Origin of the sequence: Tsukamurella pseudospumae, assembly GCF_001575205.1 — a bacterium.
GTDB classification, from domain to species: Bacteria; Actinomycetota; Actinomycetes; order Mycobacteriales; family Mycobacteriaceae; genus Tsukamurella; species Tsukamurella pseudospumae.
The window spans coordinates 58,703-73,910 of the sequence record NZ_LSRE01000001.1; the positions used below are offsets into that span (position 1 = coordinate 58,703).

A 15,208-nucleotide genomic window follows, 5' to 3' on the forward strand; every position below is an offset into this window, starting at 1 on the left:
TCTGCCACAATGCGCGATTCTGTCACTGTGACGTATCTGCAGGCGGATGGTTCCCGTGTTTGCGCGTCGTTGTCCAGTTTGGCGGATTCGGGCGCGTACGGGTTGCAGAGTGTTCGACGCCCTCGGTCGTACAAGGGGCAGCGGAACTTCACCGGTGAGTGGTGGTCTACCACGATGGGCGCTCAGATCGCCTTCGAGTCGTGGGTCGAGCGCGACTGGTTGATGGTGTTCGACCAGGCAGCGGACGTCGTCGAGATCGTGAGCCAACCTTTCGAATTGTCTATCATCGCTGATGGTCGGCGGGTTTCGCATACTCCCGACTTCCTGGTGCGCCAGTACGGGGGCGGACTGTTGGTCGTCGACGTGCGGCCCGATGAGAGGGTCGACCAGCATTCGGCGGCGGTGTTCGCTGCGACGGCAACGTGTTGCGCTGACGTGGGCTGGGACTATCAGAGAGTCGGTACCGTCGACGAGATCGTTGCGGCCAATCTGCGGTGGCTCGCCGGGTACCGGCTCCCGCGATGCCGAGACGAGAATGTTGCTGCGACCGCGATCGCCCAGTTGGCGAACGGGCCGATGCCGATCCGGGTTCTTGCCCGCTGCCTGGGGGCGCAGATGGCAGTGCTTCCGACGGTGTTTCACCTCATATGGATTGGTGCGATCACGGCAGCCACGGTGGACCAGCAGGTCCTTGATCTGGACAGTGTGGTTTCCGCCGCGGGTGGCGATAGGACATGAGAGCCGGTGATCGCCAGATCCGCATGGGCAGCCGCGTGCGGTTCCGCGATCATGTGTACGACGTGGCGGGCACCGACGGATCATCGGTCTTCCTGACTGGCGTCGGTGGCGCGGCGCCGCTCACGATTTCCGCGACGGACCTATTGGTCGACAGGACGTTCTCGCTGGAGTCCGCCGAAGGTCGCCCGATCGCACCGCCGGCGTTGTTCGACCTTCTGCCGGTGGATGTGCGTGATGTCGCGCGGGATCTCGAGCGCCACATCACGGAGGTCCTCGACGGTGTTCCGCTCGGTTCACCGGCGGGGACGCGACCGCGTCCAGGGTATGACGTTACGTCGACGACATTGCGTCAGCGAGAGATGGCCAAGGTCGCTGAGCTCAAGGCCGCTGGCGGTCCGGTGACGTCGCTGCGGATGCTGCAGCGACGCCGGACCGCGTATCAAGCGCGTGGGGTTCTCGGCCTCGTGGACCGCCGGTCGCTGCAGCGGCGAAACCCTGCGGGGCGCACTGATCCACGCGTGATTGATGCATTGCTGCGCGTGCTGGAAGCGAACACGCACGGTTCGTCGGGCACCGTCGATCGAATCCGGCGAGCGGTAGTGCGCGACCTCGAGGAAACCCACCCTGGCGAGAGCGTGCCGGTGCCCTCGATGCAGACGTTCTACCGGATGTTGAGCCGGCTTGCTGAGGGACGCCACGCGACGGGCTCCGCCCGAACACGACGAACGTTAGCGCAGCAGCCCGACGGGCCGTTCAGCACCGTCAGGGCGATCCGTCCGGGCGAGCTCACGCAGATCGACTCCACTCCCCTCGACGTCGCGGTGATCCTTGCCGATGGGGTGATCGGGCGGGTTGAACTGACCGCGCTCGTCGATGTCGCGACGCGAACCATCGGCGCTGCAGTGCTGCGCCCGACGACGAAAGCCGCCGACGCGGCCTTGCTCCTGGCCCGGGCGATGACTCCGGAACCGATGCGACCAGGCTGGTCTGAGGCTGTGCGGATGACGCACTCGGCGTTGCCGTACCACCACCTCGTGGAGATCGATGAGCGGCTACGTGATGCCGCCGCACGACCGGTGATCGTCCCTGAGACGATCGTCTTCGATCACGGCAAGGTGTTCGTCTCCGATACCTTCAGGTCGGCGTGCCGAACCTTGGGGATCAGTCTGCAACCAGCGCATCAGGACACTCCGACGGACAAGCCGATCGTCGAGCGCACCATCCAGTCGATTGGCACCCTCTTCGCGCAGCATGTTGTCGGGTACCTCGGGTCGTCCGTCGAACGCCGCGGTCGGACGGCCGAGCAGGACGCGGCGTTCACGGTCCTCGAGCTGCAGAACCTCCTCGACGAGTGGATCGTGACCGGTTGGCAGAACCGCCGTCATGACGGGCTACGGAACCCGCTGGTGGCAGGTGAGGTCCTCACCCCGAACGAGAAGTACGCCGCGCTGCTGTCGGTTGCCGGGTACGTCCCGGTGCCGCTGTCCGACGACGACTACATCAGGCTGCTGCCTACCTGTTCTCGGGTGATCAACTCGTACGGAATCAAGATCGATCACCGAATCTACGACTGCGAGCAACTCAATCCACTGCGCAGGCAGAAGTCGCCGATAGGTGCGCTCAATGGGCGGTGGCTGATCCACTACGACCCGTACGACGTGAGCCGAGTGTGGATTCGCACCCCAGAGGACGATGCGTGGATCACCGCGTACTGGCGCCAATTGCACGCTGCACCACAGCCCTTCGGTCGCGACGCGTGGGAGCACGGACGAAGGATCGTCGCCGACCGCGGCGCGAAGGTCACCGAGCAGGCGATCACCGAAGCCGTCGACTCAGTCCTCAACCGCGCAGCCACACCCGACCGTAGTCCCGGCTCAGGCCGCAGACGACGCCGCGACGCCCGGATTGCAGCACGAACCACCGCCACCACCAAAGCGCAACTGGTCCCGCTCCCCTCACCTGCAGCCGCACCTCCTGCCCGCGCGAAACCGACGCTCGACGACGAAGAGGACGAAGTCGCCGACGTCATCCCACTTCCCGTCTTCGACCCCGAAAGCGAAGCGAAATCATGGTGGTAGCCGACGACGATCCCGGCGCGGAAAATCGCCGCCTCCCCACCGTGACCCTGGACGGCTGGCGTCAATTCGTCCAAGAGAAGCCCGCGACACTAACTCTGTCTCCACGCGCGGACATCGACGGCATGGACATTGCCGACCGGGAGGCCTACGACGAGCGGCGCATCGCCTACCACTCCGAGCTGGTCGTGGTCGAGACCGCTCAAATGCGGGCGATCATCAACCGGGGCCGGATGCTCACCCTGCTCAATCAGCGTGAGATCAGTGCCCGCCGCTCACTGATAGTCGACGGCCCGTGGGCCAGCGGTAAATCCACGACCATCAAGATGCTGGGAAAGGTCCACGAGCAGACTGTGCGTCGCCGCTGGCCGGGCCAGGACCGGATCCCGGTCGTCTACATCACCACTCCGCCGAAGGGATCACCACGCAAACTAGCGAGCGAGTTCGCACACTTCCTCGGCATTCCCAGCCGCGCCCGATTCAACACCAGCGACATCGCCGATGCCGTCTGTCACGTCCTCACCGAGGCCCGCACCGACCTGGTGATCGTCGATGAGATCCATAACCTCAACCTGGCCACTAGCGCCGGCGAGGACATGTCCGATCACCTGAAATACTTCACCGAGCACATGCCCGCCACGTTCGTGTACGCGGGCATCAATGTTGAACGCTCCGGGTTGTTCACCGGTGTTCGCGGCAAACAGATCTCCGGACGTTCGGTGCTGATGCGCACGGGCACCTTCGCCTGTGATGACGAATGGCGCGGCCTGGTCGCCACCCTCGACACCGCCCTGCGCCTCTACGAACACGCCCCCGGCACACTGACCCGCAATGCGAAGTTCCTGCACCGCCGCACCGGCGGCAGTATCTCCAGCCTCTCGCAGCTGGTCCGCTCGGCGGCGTTGACGGCGATCATGACCGGCAGCGAAGCCGTGACCCGGCAACTCCTCGAAGAAACGCCCGTCGACCACGCCGCCGAGCAGGTCACCCCTCGCGACGAGCGCCCGGCACGATGATGATCGCCGGCCGCCCACTGCAAGTAGTTCGTAGGCTGCCACGCACCACCCCGCCGTTCCCTGACGAAGTCGTCCTCAGCTACCTGAGCCGCCTCGGACAGATCAACAGCTTCCCCGACGGCCTTCTGATGAGCCTGTGGATCACCGAGAATGATCGGCAGACCGCGCTGATCTCAACTCTCAGTGGCTACCGCATCCCGGTCCTACAATGCGCCCTGCCTGAGCTTCGCCTGAAGTCACCACAGATGATGGGTCCGTCCTGGTACACCCATGCTCCGTGCTACCGATGCGCCGCCCGACGAGCACCCGGACAGAGCGTCAACGCATGGCACCGGCGGAGGGTTCGCCTGTGCCCCATTCACTGGGTCTGGATGGGAAACAGCCGCTACCCCCTACTGACCGGCCGCAGACCCGATATCCACGCCGCCTACCGCCGCCACCGACGCCTCGAAGCACGATTCGGTCGACAAGCTACCGAGACGGCCTTCACCGCCGCGAGCAACATCGTCACCAAATGGGCGGAGATGAACGTCCTCGTCCTCCCGTCTTCGGAAGACCTTCCTGCCGCGCCCGCCACGGGCACCGCATCACCCCGCGAGAAATGGGCTACACGCGCCAGCGCGCACCAGTACCCCGCAACAGTGGCGCTCACAGCACTACTTGCCGATCCGGCATGGACCGAACAAGCTCTCGCCGCGCGAACGTGGGACCAGTTGCGGCCCACCTTCGCGCACCTGGTCAGCGTCAGTTACAACCCCGAAGGAATGAGTGATCCATTGCACCGCTGGCGCAGAGACGCCCGCGACCAGCAATACTTCTCCGTACCCTAAGCGTCTGAAATCTTTCGATCAGCTTCGTTCAACATACGCTTCATCGCTGAGCGACGGCGAACGGATAGGTCCTGCACCTGCAGGCGCAATACCTGGTGCGCAGTAAATGACGCCCAGCCGTACGCGTTCACGAGTATTGCCGCCGCCTCTTCGATATCATTTGCGCCGTCCACGAGGGCGCAAACCTCTGCCCAATGATCGACCGCATACAAGACGCCTTCAGCTATCTGCTTCTGGCCCTGCGGCGAGCTTGCAATACCTTCAGATGGCATTCCTAGTCACCTTTCTTGATCGCTTCTAGGCGTCCTATCACGGCGTGGGGATGCCGTCAGCGTTGGTTCGCCACACTGGCGATTGATATGTCAACTGCTTCGGGATACGTAAACCTACGCCGTGCTCGATAGCTTCCTGCTGGCCGGTGCGAATAATGAAGTTGATCTTCACGAACTGCTCCTGATTAGGAGGGAGGTCGCTTACATCGGAGGTGAGAATAACTTCGCTGCGGGTGTCGTAATGCGGCGTGCAATTCGGGAATCGCCCAACCACTGAATCGAACCACAGTCGCTCGTCCCGTTTTACCTCACACATGTAGCTCGCATTTGCGGGCTTGTACACATCGAATCCCGTTCCCTTGTCGGTCTTAAGCTCACCCCACAGAAGAACTTCGCTCGTGAATGCCGTCAACGAGGCGGTAAGGTCAATGTTCAGCTTGTCATACTCAGTACACCCTCCTCCCTTGCAAGTGACCATCGACTCCGTTGCATCTACGATCCAACGGCGCGTCTCGTCCCACCCGCCTGCAAATAGGGGCGCCGGAGGTGCGGATTCGACCTTCAATGCTGCGTCGAGTTCAGCGTTGCGCGCCGTGCTTCGCTTGTCACGGTTCTTCTGCACGAAAGCGCGAGCTACATCATTCCTACCGGCTCGTACTGCCGACTTGACTAGAGATGTCATCGGCTCCTCGCCTTGAGCCACGATCCCTGATATGCACTCGCCTGCCAGGGACTCGGCTTCAGAACATGAGATCCTGGGATCAGGATCCGCTGATGCTACGGGAGGCGCGACGACGGCTGCGACGGCCACGAGACAGGGCGTTGCAATAAGTGCCAGGGTCAGGCGCGGCGTGACTATTCGTTGCACTGAACTTCTCCCTAGATGATCGATTCGAATTTCGAGAATGGCTGCCTGTGAGTCTGCGAATCTCATCGCACGGTCAAAGCTCCGATTTGCTCGCCGGACTCAGACACGATCGGGAGGCTGGTCCCGGAAGGTAGCCCCTTAGAAATTCTGGCGGACGATACATACCCGAGCTTACCGTCGTCAGTGAATGCGGCCACAAAGTCGGGCTCGTTGGGGCTACCTTTAGAATTGTCATGCGGTCCGTATGTCTTCCCGTTAACAGTGGACGTGCGGTCGGGAATCTTGGCTGATGCTGCAGTCAGCCCGCGTGCGGACGAGCCGCCCGCGTAGTTGATGGGGTTCGAGGGGAAGGTTGGGTACTCGAATACGCCCGCATTGGAGGTATGGACCTTGACAAATCCGTGACTGTTGTAGGATCCGCTACCGCAGTCCGCGTTGGTCGACACCTCCTGGGATGCGGACCACGAAGGATTGAAGGTGTACCCGACCGCTTGGCAAAGGGCTCCGCTCTTGAAAAGCCTTGGAGCCGACGCGATCTTGTTGGGAGCGACATCCTGGCCGCTGGTCGACCAGATCTTGGTTCTTGCTACGATCCCCGAATCGTTGCTGACGGAGGAGTTATGTAGATAGACCACACCCTCATGGATGCTCGTTGGTCCGGTCCATCCGGCTACGGTTTCCGCCCAAGCGAGATTGGGCGTTGCCGACCAGAGTAAGATGCCGAGCGTTGAAGCCGCGGTCACGGCTCGTGTCCTTGAGTTCATAAAGCTCTCCCCACTGTTCTATCGAGTAATTACCCATGCGTCACGAGCGTAACCCGCTGGCAATGGACTTGCTCGAAATCGGCAAAAGACAATGCCTCTAGCGGTAATGACTGGTAAAGTAAGCTTACTGCGACGCTGGTGGTGCTTCTTTGTTGGCGGCGTTGCGAAGAACATCTTCGCCCCACGACATCAGGCCTTCACGTCTGCACCCGACGTGTGCTCGTCGAGGAGGTCCCGGGGTTTCGGCGGGGCGGCGGAACACGACTCGGCTGTGTACCCAGATCGGTGTGAAGTCGGCGAGATCGCCCGATCGATGGTTGAGGTCGCGGCGTCGCCGCATGTGTCGCGGCCGACCGGGCGCGCCGTGTTCGTCGAGCTCGCCAGTACGGTAGCGCCGGCTACGGTGCTAGAGATCGACGAGACCTGCCGCGGCAAGCCCCGTTGGATCCGGGAGGCGATATCGGACAGTGGGTGCGAATCGATCCATCGGATACCCGGCCTCGTCGACCTCGGCGGCGATCAGGCCTGCTCGGAACGGACCACGAAGACCGCGCCGTAGAGCGTGGCTCGCCACCCGGCCGACCCAGTGATGCCGGTGCCCGCCGCTAGGCTCGGGACGTGCTCGAACACTTGGTCCACCCGCCCGCGGGAATACTCGCACTTGAGGCCCTGCTGATCTCCGGCGCCGGTGACGTGCTCACGCCGAGGGGCACTACGCCGTGAGTGACGTCAACGCGAACTCAACCGCAACCGAACCTAGAAATTCCATGGTTTGCGTCAAGTAAGTTGAGAAATTCTGCGCCCGCCACTCTCTCAATCGATCTGACGCATTGCAGGTCACGCCCCATGCGGTGCGTCAAGTCGGTTGAGAAGGGACACGGATGTCGCGGTGAGCTGCAATTGCCTCGTCCGCGCCTGAGCCGGTGCCGCTTCCATGACTCGAGGTCCGCGGCATTTCGGCATCCCCGTTCGACGGTGCCGTGCTCGGCGATCGGATCGCACGCCCGGTCGTGTGCGACGGCCATCGTGCCCCGTTTCGTACGTGCACGCCTGCTTCTTATCCTCACGGCACGGCCGTATATACGTCACAGTGACGTATATACGGGCGTTGGGCTGGTCGTTCCCGGGTGCCGCCTCGCCGCTCACCCTGGCCAATGCGAGCTCGCGGAGCTCGACCCGCCGACCGCGGCCGGTTGTTCGGTCGGGCGTCCCCCTCAAGCGCGGGCGCCAATACTTTTCATTGCGAACGATCATTGCAGTCGCAAGTATTCTTCTCCTACTCTTGTGACGCGTGTGACCGCACTGCCCGGAATCGATGTGGTGGGAATCGCCGGTTCGCGGGTCGTGATTGAGGAGGATCTGATGGGACGGCATCGTCAAGTAGAGGTGGCGCAGGCGTACCGCGCGGATGTTTCGTCGGCGGACACCGACCAGTTCAGCCTTGTCGGATTGAATCTCGATCGCCCGATGCCGGCGCTCGCGCGTTCCGATACGCGCCAGATGGCCATAGATTCCATATCCCGCATGATTGATTTGATTGACATGATCGATCATGCGCCGGACCAAAACGCCAGGCGTGCAGTGCATCGCGGATCGCTGGTCAATTTTCGTCAGATCGCCTCAGCTGGTTCGCGTTTCGCGCACGCAGCGGCATCGCGGGTGCGGCACGCCGGTGGCGGGCGGCACCGGCTGTCGGTGGGCGACGGATCCGACACGCGGCCGCCGGGAAGAAACATTAACCATCGGTGGGCGGATGACGCTATTGTTAACCGCATGACCGACACCATCACCAAAGAAGACCTGTCCGTCCTCAAGCGCGCCCAAGAACTCGTTCGCAAGCACGACGAGGAAGTCCGTGCCAAGAAGGTCGAGCGTGAGGGGCGCGTGCGTCAGACCGCGTCGCTGATCGCGACCTACAGTGCCGATTGCTCGCTGCGTCTGGCGGAGCTGCTGGACTTCTCCGAGAAGGACGGCCCCGTCGACAAGATCAAGTGGCAGCTGTCGAGCTCGGGCGAGAAGCTCATCTCGTTCAACCCCGAGGACAACGACCTGATGGTCGACGTGCATCGGATGCCGATGCTGGTCACCGATGTCGAGGGCTACACCGTCGGCGTGCAGCACCTGCTGGGCACCGATGTGTACCTGTTCGGGCTCACCGACGGTGACGACAACTGGAGCGGCTTCGAGGACCTCGAGGGCTTCGGCCGCGCCACGCTGACGCCGGGTAACCGCTACAAGGCCGGCGAGGTCTCGCTGTCGCAGTACAACAACTGAGTCGTACTCCCCCACAGTCCGCTTCCGAAGTCGAGCACGCCACCGCGGTGTGCTCGACTTCTTCGTTACTCTGGTCCGGTTGCCGCCACGATGTCATCAGGAGCGTTCATGTCGCAGCCCGTCCCGCACGTCGCCGACACCCACGAGAAGATCCGCGTCCACGGTGCACGCGAGAACAATCTCAAGGACGTGAGCATCGAGCTGCCCAAGCGCAGGCTCACCGTCTTCACCGGCGTTTCGGGATCCGGCAAGAGCTCGCTCGTGTTCGGGACGATCGCGGCCGAGTCGCAGCGCATGATCAACGAGACCTACAGCACCTTCGTGCAGGGATTCATGCCCACGCTCGCGCGACCGGACGTGGACGTCCTCGACGGGTTGACCACAGCGATCATCGTGGGCCAGGAACGCATCGGGTCCGATCCGCGCTCGACCGTCGGCACCGCGACGGACGCCAACGCCATGCTCCGGATCCTGTTCAGCCGCCTCGGGACCCCGCACATCGGCTCCCCGCAGGCCTACTCCTTCAACGTCGCGTCGGTCAGCGGTGCCGGCGCGGTCAAGCACGACAAGGCCGGCCGCGAGGTCAAGGAGCGGGTCAGCTTCAGCATCACCGGCGGGATGTGCCCGCGGTGCGAGGGGCGCGGGAATGTCAGCGACATCGACCTCACCGCCCTCTACGACGACACCAAATCGCTCGACGACGGCCCGTTCACCATTCCCGGCTACAGCATGGACGGCTGGCAGGGCCGGATCTACCGCGGCAGCGGCTTCTTCGACACCGCCAAGCCCATCGCGAAGTACACCAAGCGCGAGCTGAACGACCTGCTCTACAAGGAGCCCACCAAGATCAAGGTCGAGGGGATCAACCTCACCTATGAGGGCATCATCCCCAAGATCCAGAAGTCCTTCCTGTCCAAGGACGTCGACGCCATGCAGCCGCACGTGCGGGCCTTCGTCGAGCGCGCCGTGACCTTCGCCGTGTGCCCGGAGTGCGACGGTACGCGGTTGTCCGACCTGGCCCGCTCCTCGAAGATCAACGGCGCGTCGATCGCCGACTGCTGCGCGATGCAGATCAACGAGCTCGCCGGGTGGCTCCGCGGCGTGCAGGAGCCGTCGGTCGCGCCGCTCCTCGAGAACCTGCAGTTCACCCTCGACTCCTTCGTCGAGATCGGGCTCGGCTACCTCTCCCTCGATCGACCCGCGGGCACGCTGTCGGGCGGCGAGGCGCAACGCACCAAGATGATCCGCCACCTGGGCAGTTCGCTCACCGACATCACGTACGTCTTCGACGAGCCGACCATCGGCCTCCATCCGCACGACATCGCCCGTATGAACGACCTCCTGCTGCGCCTGCGGGACAAGGGCAACACGGTTCTCGTCGTCGAGCACAAGCCCGAGGCCATCGCGATCGCGGATCACGTCGTGGATCTCGGCCCCCGTGCCGGCACCGCCGGCGGCGAGATCGTCTTCGAGGGCACCGTCGAGGGGCTGCGGAAGGCGGACACGCTCACCGGACGCCACCTCGACGACCGCGCCCGTCTCAAGGCCGCGGTGCGGGCACCGTCGGGCGTGCTCGAGGTGCGCGGCGCGACCGAGCACAACCTCCGCGACGTCGACGTCGACGTACCGCTCGGCGTGCTCGTGGTCATCACCGGCGTCGCGGGTTCGGGGAAGAGTTCGCTGATCCGCGGCTCGATCAGCCCGCGCGAGGGCGTGGTCACCGTCGACCAGACCCCGATCAAGGGCAGCCGGCGGAGCAACCCCGCCACCTACACCGGCCTGCTCGACCACATCCGCAAGGCCTTCGCGAAGGCGAACGGCGTCAAACCCGCTCTGTTCAGCGCGAACTCCGAGGGAGCCTGCCCCGCGTGCAACGGCGCCGGGGTGATCTACACGGATCTCGGGATCATGGCGGGCACGTCCACCACGTGCGAGGAATGCGAGGGCAAGCGCTTCCAGGCGGCGGTCCTCGAATACCACCTGGGCGGCAAGGACATCAGCGAGGTGCTGGCGATGCCCGTCGCGGAGGCGCTCGGCTTCTTCGGCGAGGGCGAGGCGAAGATCCCCGCCGCGCACAAGATCCTGGGACATCTCAGCGATGTCGGTCTCGGGTACGTCAGCCTCGGTCAGCCCCTCACGACTCTCTCGGGCGGTGAGCGCCAGCGGCTCAAGCTCGCCACCCACATGGGCGACAAGGGCGGCGTGCTCGTCCTCGATGAGCCCACCACCGGTCTGCATCTGGCCGACGTCGAACAACTCCTGGGCCTGCTCGACCGCCTCGTCGACGCGGGCAAATCGGTGATCGTCATCGAGCACCATCAGGCGGTGATGGCCCACGGCGACTGGATCATCGACATCGGTCCCGGGGCCGGGCACGACGGCGGACGGGTCGTGTTCGAGGGCGCACCGTCGGATCTCGTTGCGGGACGGACGTCCCTGACCGGGGAGCATCTCGCCGCGTACGTCGGGGCCTGACGGTCCCGGAAGGTCCGGGCCGACGGTCCGCTGACAGCGACCGCACAGCGGGTTCGCATACGATCGGTGCGTGGCCATCACTGAGAACCGTCGCACCACCGGCATCCTGCTGCTCGTCACCGGAGCGCTGGGCCTGCTGGCCTCGGTGACCCTGACGATCGACAAGATCAAGATCCTGGAGGACCCGAACTTCAAGCCCGGGTGCAGTATCGACCCGACGATCTCGTGCGGTTCGGTGATGAACTCGTGGCAGGGTTCGCTGTTCGGATTCCCGAACCCGCTGATCGGCATCGCGTCGTTCTCGGTGGTGATCGTGGCCGGCGTGCTCGCGCTCGGCGGCGTGGCTCTCCCCCGCTGGTTCTGGACCGGGCTCGCGCTCGGCTCCACTGCGGGCATCGCGTTGATCGTGTTCCTGATCTACTCGAGCCTGTTCGAGATCCACGCCCTGTGCCTGTGGTGCATGCTCGTCTGGACGATCATGCCGATCGTGCTGGCGACCTCCGTCGCCGCGGCGCTCGGCGCGAAGGCCACCCAGCAGGTCCGTCAGTTGCTCGCGGCCCTGGTGCTGCTCTGGTACATCGTGGTCATCGCGCTGATCGCCGTCGAGTTCTGGGACTACTGGAGCAGCAAGTTCTGAGCCGTCAGTTCCACGTGTCCTCGAGCATGCGCGGCTTGCAGGCCTGGTAGGCGCCCAGGCCGAGCACCACGAGGCAGCCGAACAGCATCGCGAACGGGGCCGTCCAGCCGTGCGTGGCTTCGTGCAGCAGGCCGAAGCCGAGCGGGCCGGCGCAGGCGGCGAGGTAGCCCACGCCCTGCATGAACCCGGACAGCGACGCCGATCCGGCGCCGGTGCGGGTGCGCAGGTTGACGAGGGTCAGTGCCATCGGGAAGGTCGTCGGACCGAGGCCAGCGGCGATCACCCACAGCCAGGTCAGCGTCATGGGTGCGAGCAGCAGGCCGAGGAAGCCGACCACGAAGCAGCCGAGGAATGCGATGACCAGTGGGAACGGGTTCTCCATCCGCACGCACAGGCCGGGGATCACCAGAGTCGCGATGAAACCGACGCCCGAGAACAGCGCGACCATGTTGCCGCCGAGTGCGGCGCTGCCGCCCGAGTCGGACAGGATGGTCGGGATCCAGGTGAACATCGAATAGGTGCTCAGCGAGGTCATGCCGAACATCGCCGCCGCGCCCCAGGCCAGCGGGGAACGCCAGATCCGTCCCCGGGGCTCCGCGATCTGCTCGGCGCTGACGTCGTGCACGTCGTGGCCGCGCCGCGCGAGGACGATGCCCAGCCACGGCAGGAACGCGGCGATCGGGATGATCGCCCAGATCGCGAGCGACGCACGCCACCCGAACGCGTCGGCGACCGGCACCGCCGTGAGCGCGGGAACCATCGTGCCGAGCTGGACGAAGGTCAGGTACGCGGTGCTGAGCACCGCGACATTGTCGGAGAAGTAGCGCTTGACCAGCGGCGGTAGCACGACGTTGCCGATGCCCATGCCCAGCAGGGCCAGGCAGGAGAAGCCCAGCAGGCCGAGGGTGCCGCCGACGAAGGACCGGACGCCGATGCCGATCGCCGTCGCCACCACGGCGATCAGCGTGGTCCGCTCCAGACCGATCCGGTTGGTGAGCAACGGCGTGACGATGCCGGCGGCCGCGAACATCGCGGTCGGGAGCATGCCGAAGACCCCGATGACCGTGGCGCCGAAGTGCAGGTCCTCGCTGATCTGCGTGAGCAGCGGGGTCAACGACGTGACGGCGGTGCGGAGCGTCAGCGCGAACAGCACGATCGCGAGCAGTACGAGCAGTCGCCCCTGCTTCACGGATCGCACCATGCTCTGCTCGGCCTCCTGAGGCTCGGTCGCGATGCTGGTCATTCGCCCTCCTTACGGTCCCTGAAATCATAGGATGAATGGATCAATGACGGCAAGGCGGTTTCCGTGCGGATAGGATGACTGTGATGCAACCGGTACGTAGGCAGACCTTGATAGCCCAGGTCACAGAACAGCTCCGTGGCGAGATCGCCAGCGGACGGTGGCCCGTGGGCGGTCGCATACCCACCGAGACCGAACTTCGCGAGCTCACGGGCACTGCGCGCAACACCGTGCGCGAGGCAGTTCAGGCGCTGGTCCACGCGGGAATGCTGGAGCGGCGCCAGGGTTCGGGCACTTACGTGCTGTCGGCCTGCGCCACCTCGACGCTGGGCGACTACTTCTCCGCGGCGCGCGACACGGACCTGCTCGAGCTGCGCGAGGCCCTCGAGGTGACGGCGGCCGGGTTGGCTGCGGAACGCCGCGACGAGGACGACGTGGTCGAGTTGCGTCGTCTGCTCGAGGAGCGCAACCGCATGTGGTCCCCCGATCAGGTGGCCCCGGGCTCGGAGCGGGCGGCGATCGTCGCGGACCTCGCGATGCACCGCGGCGTGGTCGCCGCCAGCCACAACGCGATCTATCTCGAGTTCTACGACTCGCTCGTGCCGGTGCTCCAGGAGCACCTGCAGGAGTTCCCCGTGGGCTCCGCGACCTCGTACGAGTGCGCGCACATCGCGGTCATCGATGCGGTCGCCGCCGGGGACGCGCCCGCGGCCCGCGCTGCCGCCCGCGAGTTGCTCGCCGAGGTCCGCCTCCGCGAGCGCTGAGTCATACCCCTACCCCTCTGGGGTATGCTGCCCGCGTGCGGACGATGCGGAGTAGGACGACGGCGATGGCCTTCGCCGTCGTGCTCGGCTTCGCGGTCCTTCTCATGCATCAGGGCGTGATACCGATGGGCCACACCGCCATGGCCGCCATGTCGCACGGCTCGCCCGATGCTCCTGCCGATGTCGCTGCCGTCGCCGGGCCGTCCGTCCATCACCAGACAGTCGAGAAGCCGTCCGTCGACGCCGTCCACGATCACCACGCGCACGACTGCGCCGGCACCGTCGTGGTGCACAAGTCCGTCGGGGCGCCCTCCCTCGTCGCCGTCCTCCCCCTGTCCGACGGTACGCCGGACACCGGCCCGGCCGACCGGGCCGCCGTCGCGCGCGGTCCCCCGCCGTGGACGGTCCTCGACCTCTCGCAACTCTGCCTGCTCCGCGTCTGATGGACGCCCGCGCGCGGCCCCGCGCCGCGGCGCGCTGACGCGACCCATCACACCGATCACCCGAGCAGATTCGAGGAACCACCATGACCACCAACCGCATCCGCATCGCTACCGTCCTGTCCACAGTCGCCGCCGGCGCGACCCTTCTCGCCGCGTGCGGCACCGACGCCTCGTCGGACGCCGCGCCGTCGAGCTCCGCCCAGGCGGGCGCCGCGGCCCATGCCGGTCACGGCGGCGGGTCGGCCGCGTCGTCGAGTGTCGCGGCGAACGCGACCTTCAACGACTCAGATGTCGAGTTCGCGACGATGATGTACCCGCATCATGCGCAGGCCGTCGAGATGGCCAAGATGGTCGAGGGCAAGGGCGCGCGACCCGAGGTCGTCACGCTCGCGGCCGAGATCCAGCAGGCGCAGCAGCCCGAGATGGACGCCTTCACCAGGCTGCTCGCCCAGTGGGGCAAGCCCGCGCCGAGCGCGTCCATGGAGCACACCATGGACGGGATGATGACGGCGGACCAGATGCAGAAGCTGGGGACGCTGCGCGGCGCCGACTTCGACCGCGAGTGGCTGACGATGATGATCGCCCACCACAAGGGCGCGATCACCATGGCCGACGCCGAGATCGCCAAGGGTGTGAACCCGGAGAACCGGAAGATCGCCGAGGCGATCAAGGCCGGTCAGCAGGCTGAGATCGTGCGCATGGAGAAGTTGCTGTAGTCCGTTCGGAGGAATTCTCGGCCGGTCGGGGCGATCTGTTTCCTGTCGCGTCAGGAAACGTGCACAATCATCACGTAGTGGTACACCTCAGTACTA

13 protein-coding genes are annotated in these 15,208 nt (G+C 65.0%); 10 read left to right on the forward strand and 3 right to left on the reverse strand.

Annotated features, from left to right (window positions below; all coding sequences use genetic code 11):
- Positions 1-9: 9 nt before the first annotated feature.
- From AXK61_RS00275 to AXK61_RS24655, 4 genes are read left to right on the forward strand one after another with little or no spacing between them, the layout of a single operon-like run.
- The gene (locus AXK61_RS00275) at positions 10-738 is read left to right on the forward strand and encodes a TnsA-like heteromeric transposase endonuclease subunit (RefSeq protein ID WP_231855396.1); all 729 of its coding nucleotides are present in this window, start codon (positions 10-12) and stop codon (positions 736-738) included.
- Positions 735-2,816 (forward strand): Mu transposase C-terminal domain-containing protein, encoded by a 2,082-nt coding sequence (locus AXK61_RS00280; RefSeq protein ID WP_068743217.1) that lies wholly within the window; start codon positions 735-737, stop codon positions 2,814-2,816. The genes AXK61_RS00275 and AXK61_RS00280 overlap by 4 nt, the downstream gene beginning before the upstream one ends.
- Complete coding sequence (locus AXK61_RS00285; protein ID WP_068743219.1) at positions 2,807-3,829, forward strand: ATP-binding protein; 1,023 nt, start codon at positions 2,807-2,809, stop codon at positions 3,827-3,829. Before AXK61_RS00280 ends, AXK61_RS00285 begins: the two co-directional genes overlap by 10 nt.
- Positions 3,826-4,659: a hypothetical protein gene (locus AXK61_RS24655; RefSeq protein ID WP_156485507.1), complete on the forward strand. Its 834-nt coding sequence runs from the start codon at positions 3,826-3,828 to the stop codon at positions 4,657-4,659. The genes AXK61_RS00285 and AXK61_RS24655 overlap by 4 nt, the downstream gene beginning before the upstream one ends.
- On the opposite strand, the gene AXK61_RS24660 is transcribed toward AXK61_RS24655, so the two are convergent.
- Both AXK61_RS24660 and AXK61_RS24665 read right to left on the reverse strand, forming a co-directional pair.
- Positions 4,656-4,931: a hypothetical protein gene (locus tag AXK61_RS24660; protein ID WP_156485508.1), complete on the reverse strand. Its 276-nt coding sequence runs from the start codon at positions 4,929-4,931 to the stop codon at positions 4,656-4,658. The genes AXK61_RS24655 and AXK61_RS24660 overlap by 4 nt on opposite strands.
- A gap of 37 nt (positions 4,932-4,968) precedes the next feature.
- Complete coding sequence (locus AXK61_RS24665) at positions 4,969-5,553, reverse strand: hypothetical protein (RefSeq protein WP_156485509.1); 585 nt, start codon at positions 5,551-5,553, stop codon at positions 4,969-4,971.
- 2,303 nt (positions 5,554-7,856) lie between these two features.
- Between AXK61_RS24665 and AXK61_RS24670 the strand changes: the two genes are divergently transcribed.
- From AXK61_RS24670 to AXK61_RS00305, 3 genes are all read left to right on the forward strand, one after another.
- Positions 7,857-8,837, forward strand: coding sequence for a hypothetical protein (locus AXK61_RS24670; protein ID WP_156485510.1), 981 nt, complete (start codon positions 7,857-7,859; stop codon positions 8,835-8,837).
- A 108-nt stretch (positions 8,838-8,945) separates the two neighbouring features.
- Positions 8,946-11,312: an ATP-binding cassette domain-containing protein gene (locus tag AXK61_RS00300; protein WP_068569700.1), complete on the forward strand. Its 2,367-nt coding sequence runs from the start codon at positions 8,946-8,948 to the stop codon at positions 11,310-11,312.
- A 70-nt stretch (positions 11,313-11,382) separates the two neighbouring features.
- Complete coding sequence (locus AXK61_RS00305; RefSeq protein ID WP_068569698.1) at positions 11,383-11,949, forward strand: vitamin K epoxide reductase family protein; 567 nt, start codon at positions 11,383-11,385, stop codon at positions 11,947-11,949.
- Between the two features lie 4 nt (positions 11,950-11,953).
- Here AXK61_RS00305 and AXK61_RS00310 read toward each other — a convergent pair whose 3' ends face one another.
- The gene (locus tag AXK61_RS00310; RefSeq protein WP_068569696.1) at positions 11,954-13,192 is read right to left on the reverse strand and encodes an MFS transporter; all 1,239 of its coding nucleotides are present in this window, start codon (positions 13,190-13,192) and stop codon (positions 11,954-11,956) included.
- Between the two features lie 83 nt (positions 13,193-13,275).
- On the opposite strand from AXK61_RS00310, the gene AXK61_RS00315 reads away from it, so the two are divergent.
- The 3 genes from AXK61_RS00315 to AXK61_RS00325 all read left to right on the forward strand — a co-directional run bounded on the left by AXK61_RS00315 (position 13,276) and on the right by AXK61_RS00325 (position 15,112).
- Positions 13,276-13,953 carry a FadR/GntR family transcriptional regulator gene (locus tag AXK61_RS00315; RefSeq protein ID WP_068569949.1) on the forward strand — a complete coding sequence of 226 codons (678 nt, stop codon included), beginning with the start codon at positions 13,276-13,278 and terminating at the stop codon, positions 13,951-13,953.
- A 35-nt stretch (positions 13,954-13,988) separates the two neighbouring features.
- The gene (locus AXK61_RS00320) at positions 13,989-14,396 is read left to right on the forward strand and encodes a hypothetical protein (RefSeq protein WP_139057725.1); all 408 of its coding nucleotides are present in this window, start codon (positions 13,989-13,991) and stop codon (positions 14,394-14,396) included.
- Positions 14,397-14,479: 83 nt separating this feature from the next.
- Complete coding sequence (locus tag AXK61_RS00325) at positions 14,480-15,112, forward strand: DUF305 domain-containing protein (protein ID WP_068743223.1); 633 nt, start codon at positions 14,480-14,482, stop codon at positions 15,110-15,112.
- Positions 15,113-15,208 lie beyond the last annotated feature (96 nt).

What these genes read in the sequence shown, in the direction of transcription:
- AXK61_RS00275 (WP_231855396.1), top strand. Translation starts at nt 10, where the DNA reads ATGCGCGATTCTGTCACTGTGACGTATCTGCAGGCGGATGGTTCCCGT.
- AXK61_RS00280 (WP_068743217.1), top strand. Translation starts at nt 735, where the DNA reads ATGAGAGCCGGTGATCGCCAGATCCGCATGGGCAGCCGCGTGCGGTTC.
- AXK61_RS00285 (WP_068743219.1), top strand. Translation starts at nt 2,807, where the DNA reads ATGGTGGTAGCCGACGACGATCCCGGCGCGGAAAATCGCCGCCTCCCC.
- AXK61_RS24655 (WP_156485507.1), top strand. Translation starts at nt 3,826, where the DNA reads ATGATGATCGCCGGCCGCCCACTGCAAGTAGTTCGTAGGCTGCCACGC.
- AXK61_RS24660 (WP_156485508.1), bottom strand. Translation starts at nt 4,931, where the DNA reads ATGCCATCTGAAGGTATTGCAAGCTCGCCGCAGGGCCAGAAGCAGATA.
- AXK61_RS00300 (WP_068569700.1), top strand. Translation starts at nt 8,946, where the DNA reads ATGTCGCAGCCCGTCCCGCACGTCGCCGACACCCACGAGAAGATCCGC.
- AXK61_RS00310 (WP_068569696.1), bottom strand. Translation starts at nt 13,192, where the DNA reads ATGACCAGCATCGCGACCGAGCCTCAGGAGGCCGAGCAGAGCATGGTG.
- AXK61_RS00315 (WP_068569949.1), top strand. Translation starts at nt 13,276, where the DNA reads ATGCAACCGGTACGTAGGCAGACCTTGATAGCCCAGGTCACAGAACAG.
- AXK61_RS00325 (WP_068743223.1), top strand. Translation starts at nt 14,480, where the DNA reads ATGACCACCAACCGCATCCGCATCGCTACCGTCCTGTCCACAGTCGCC.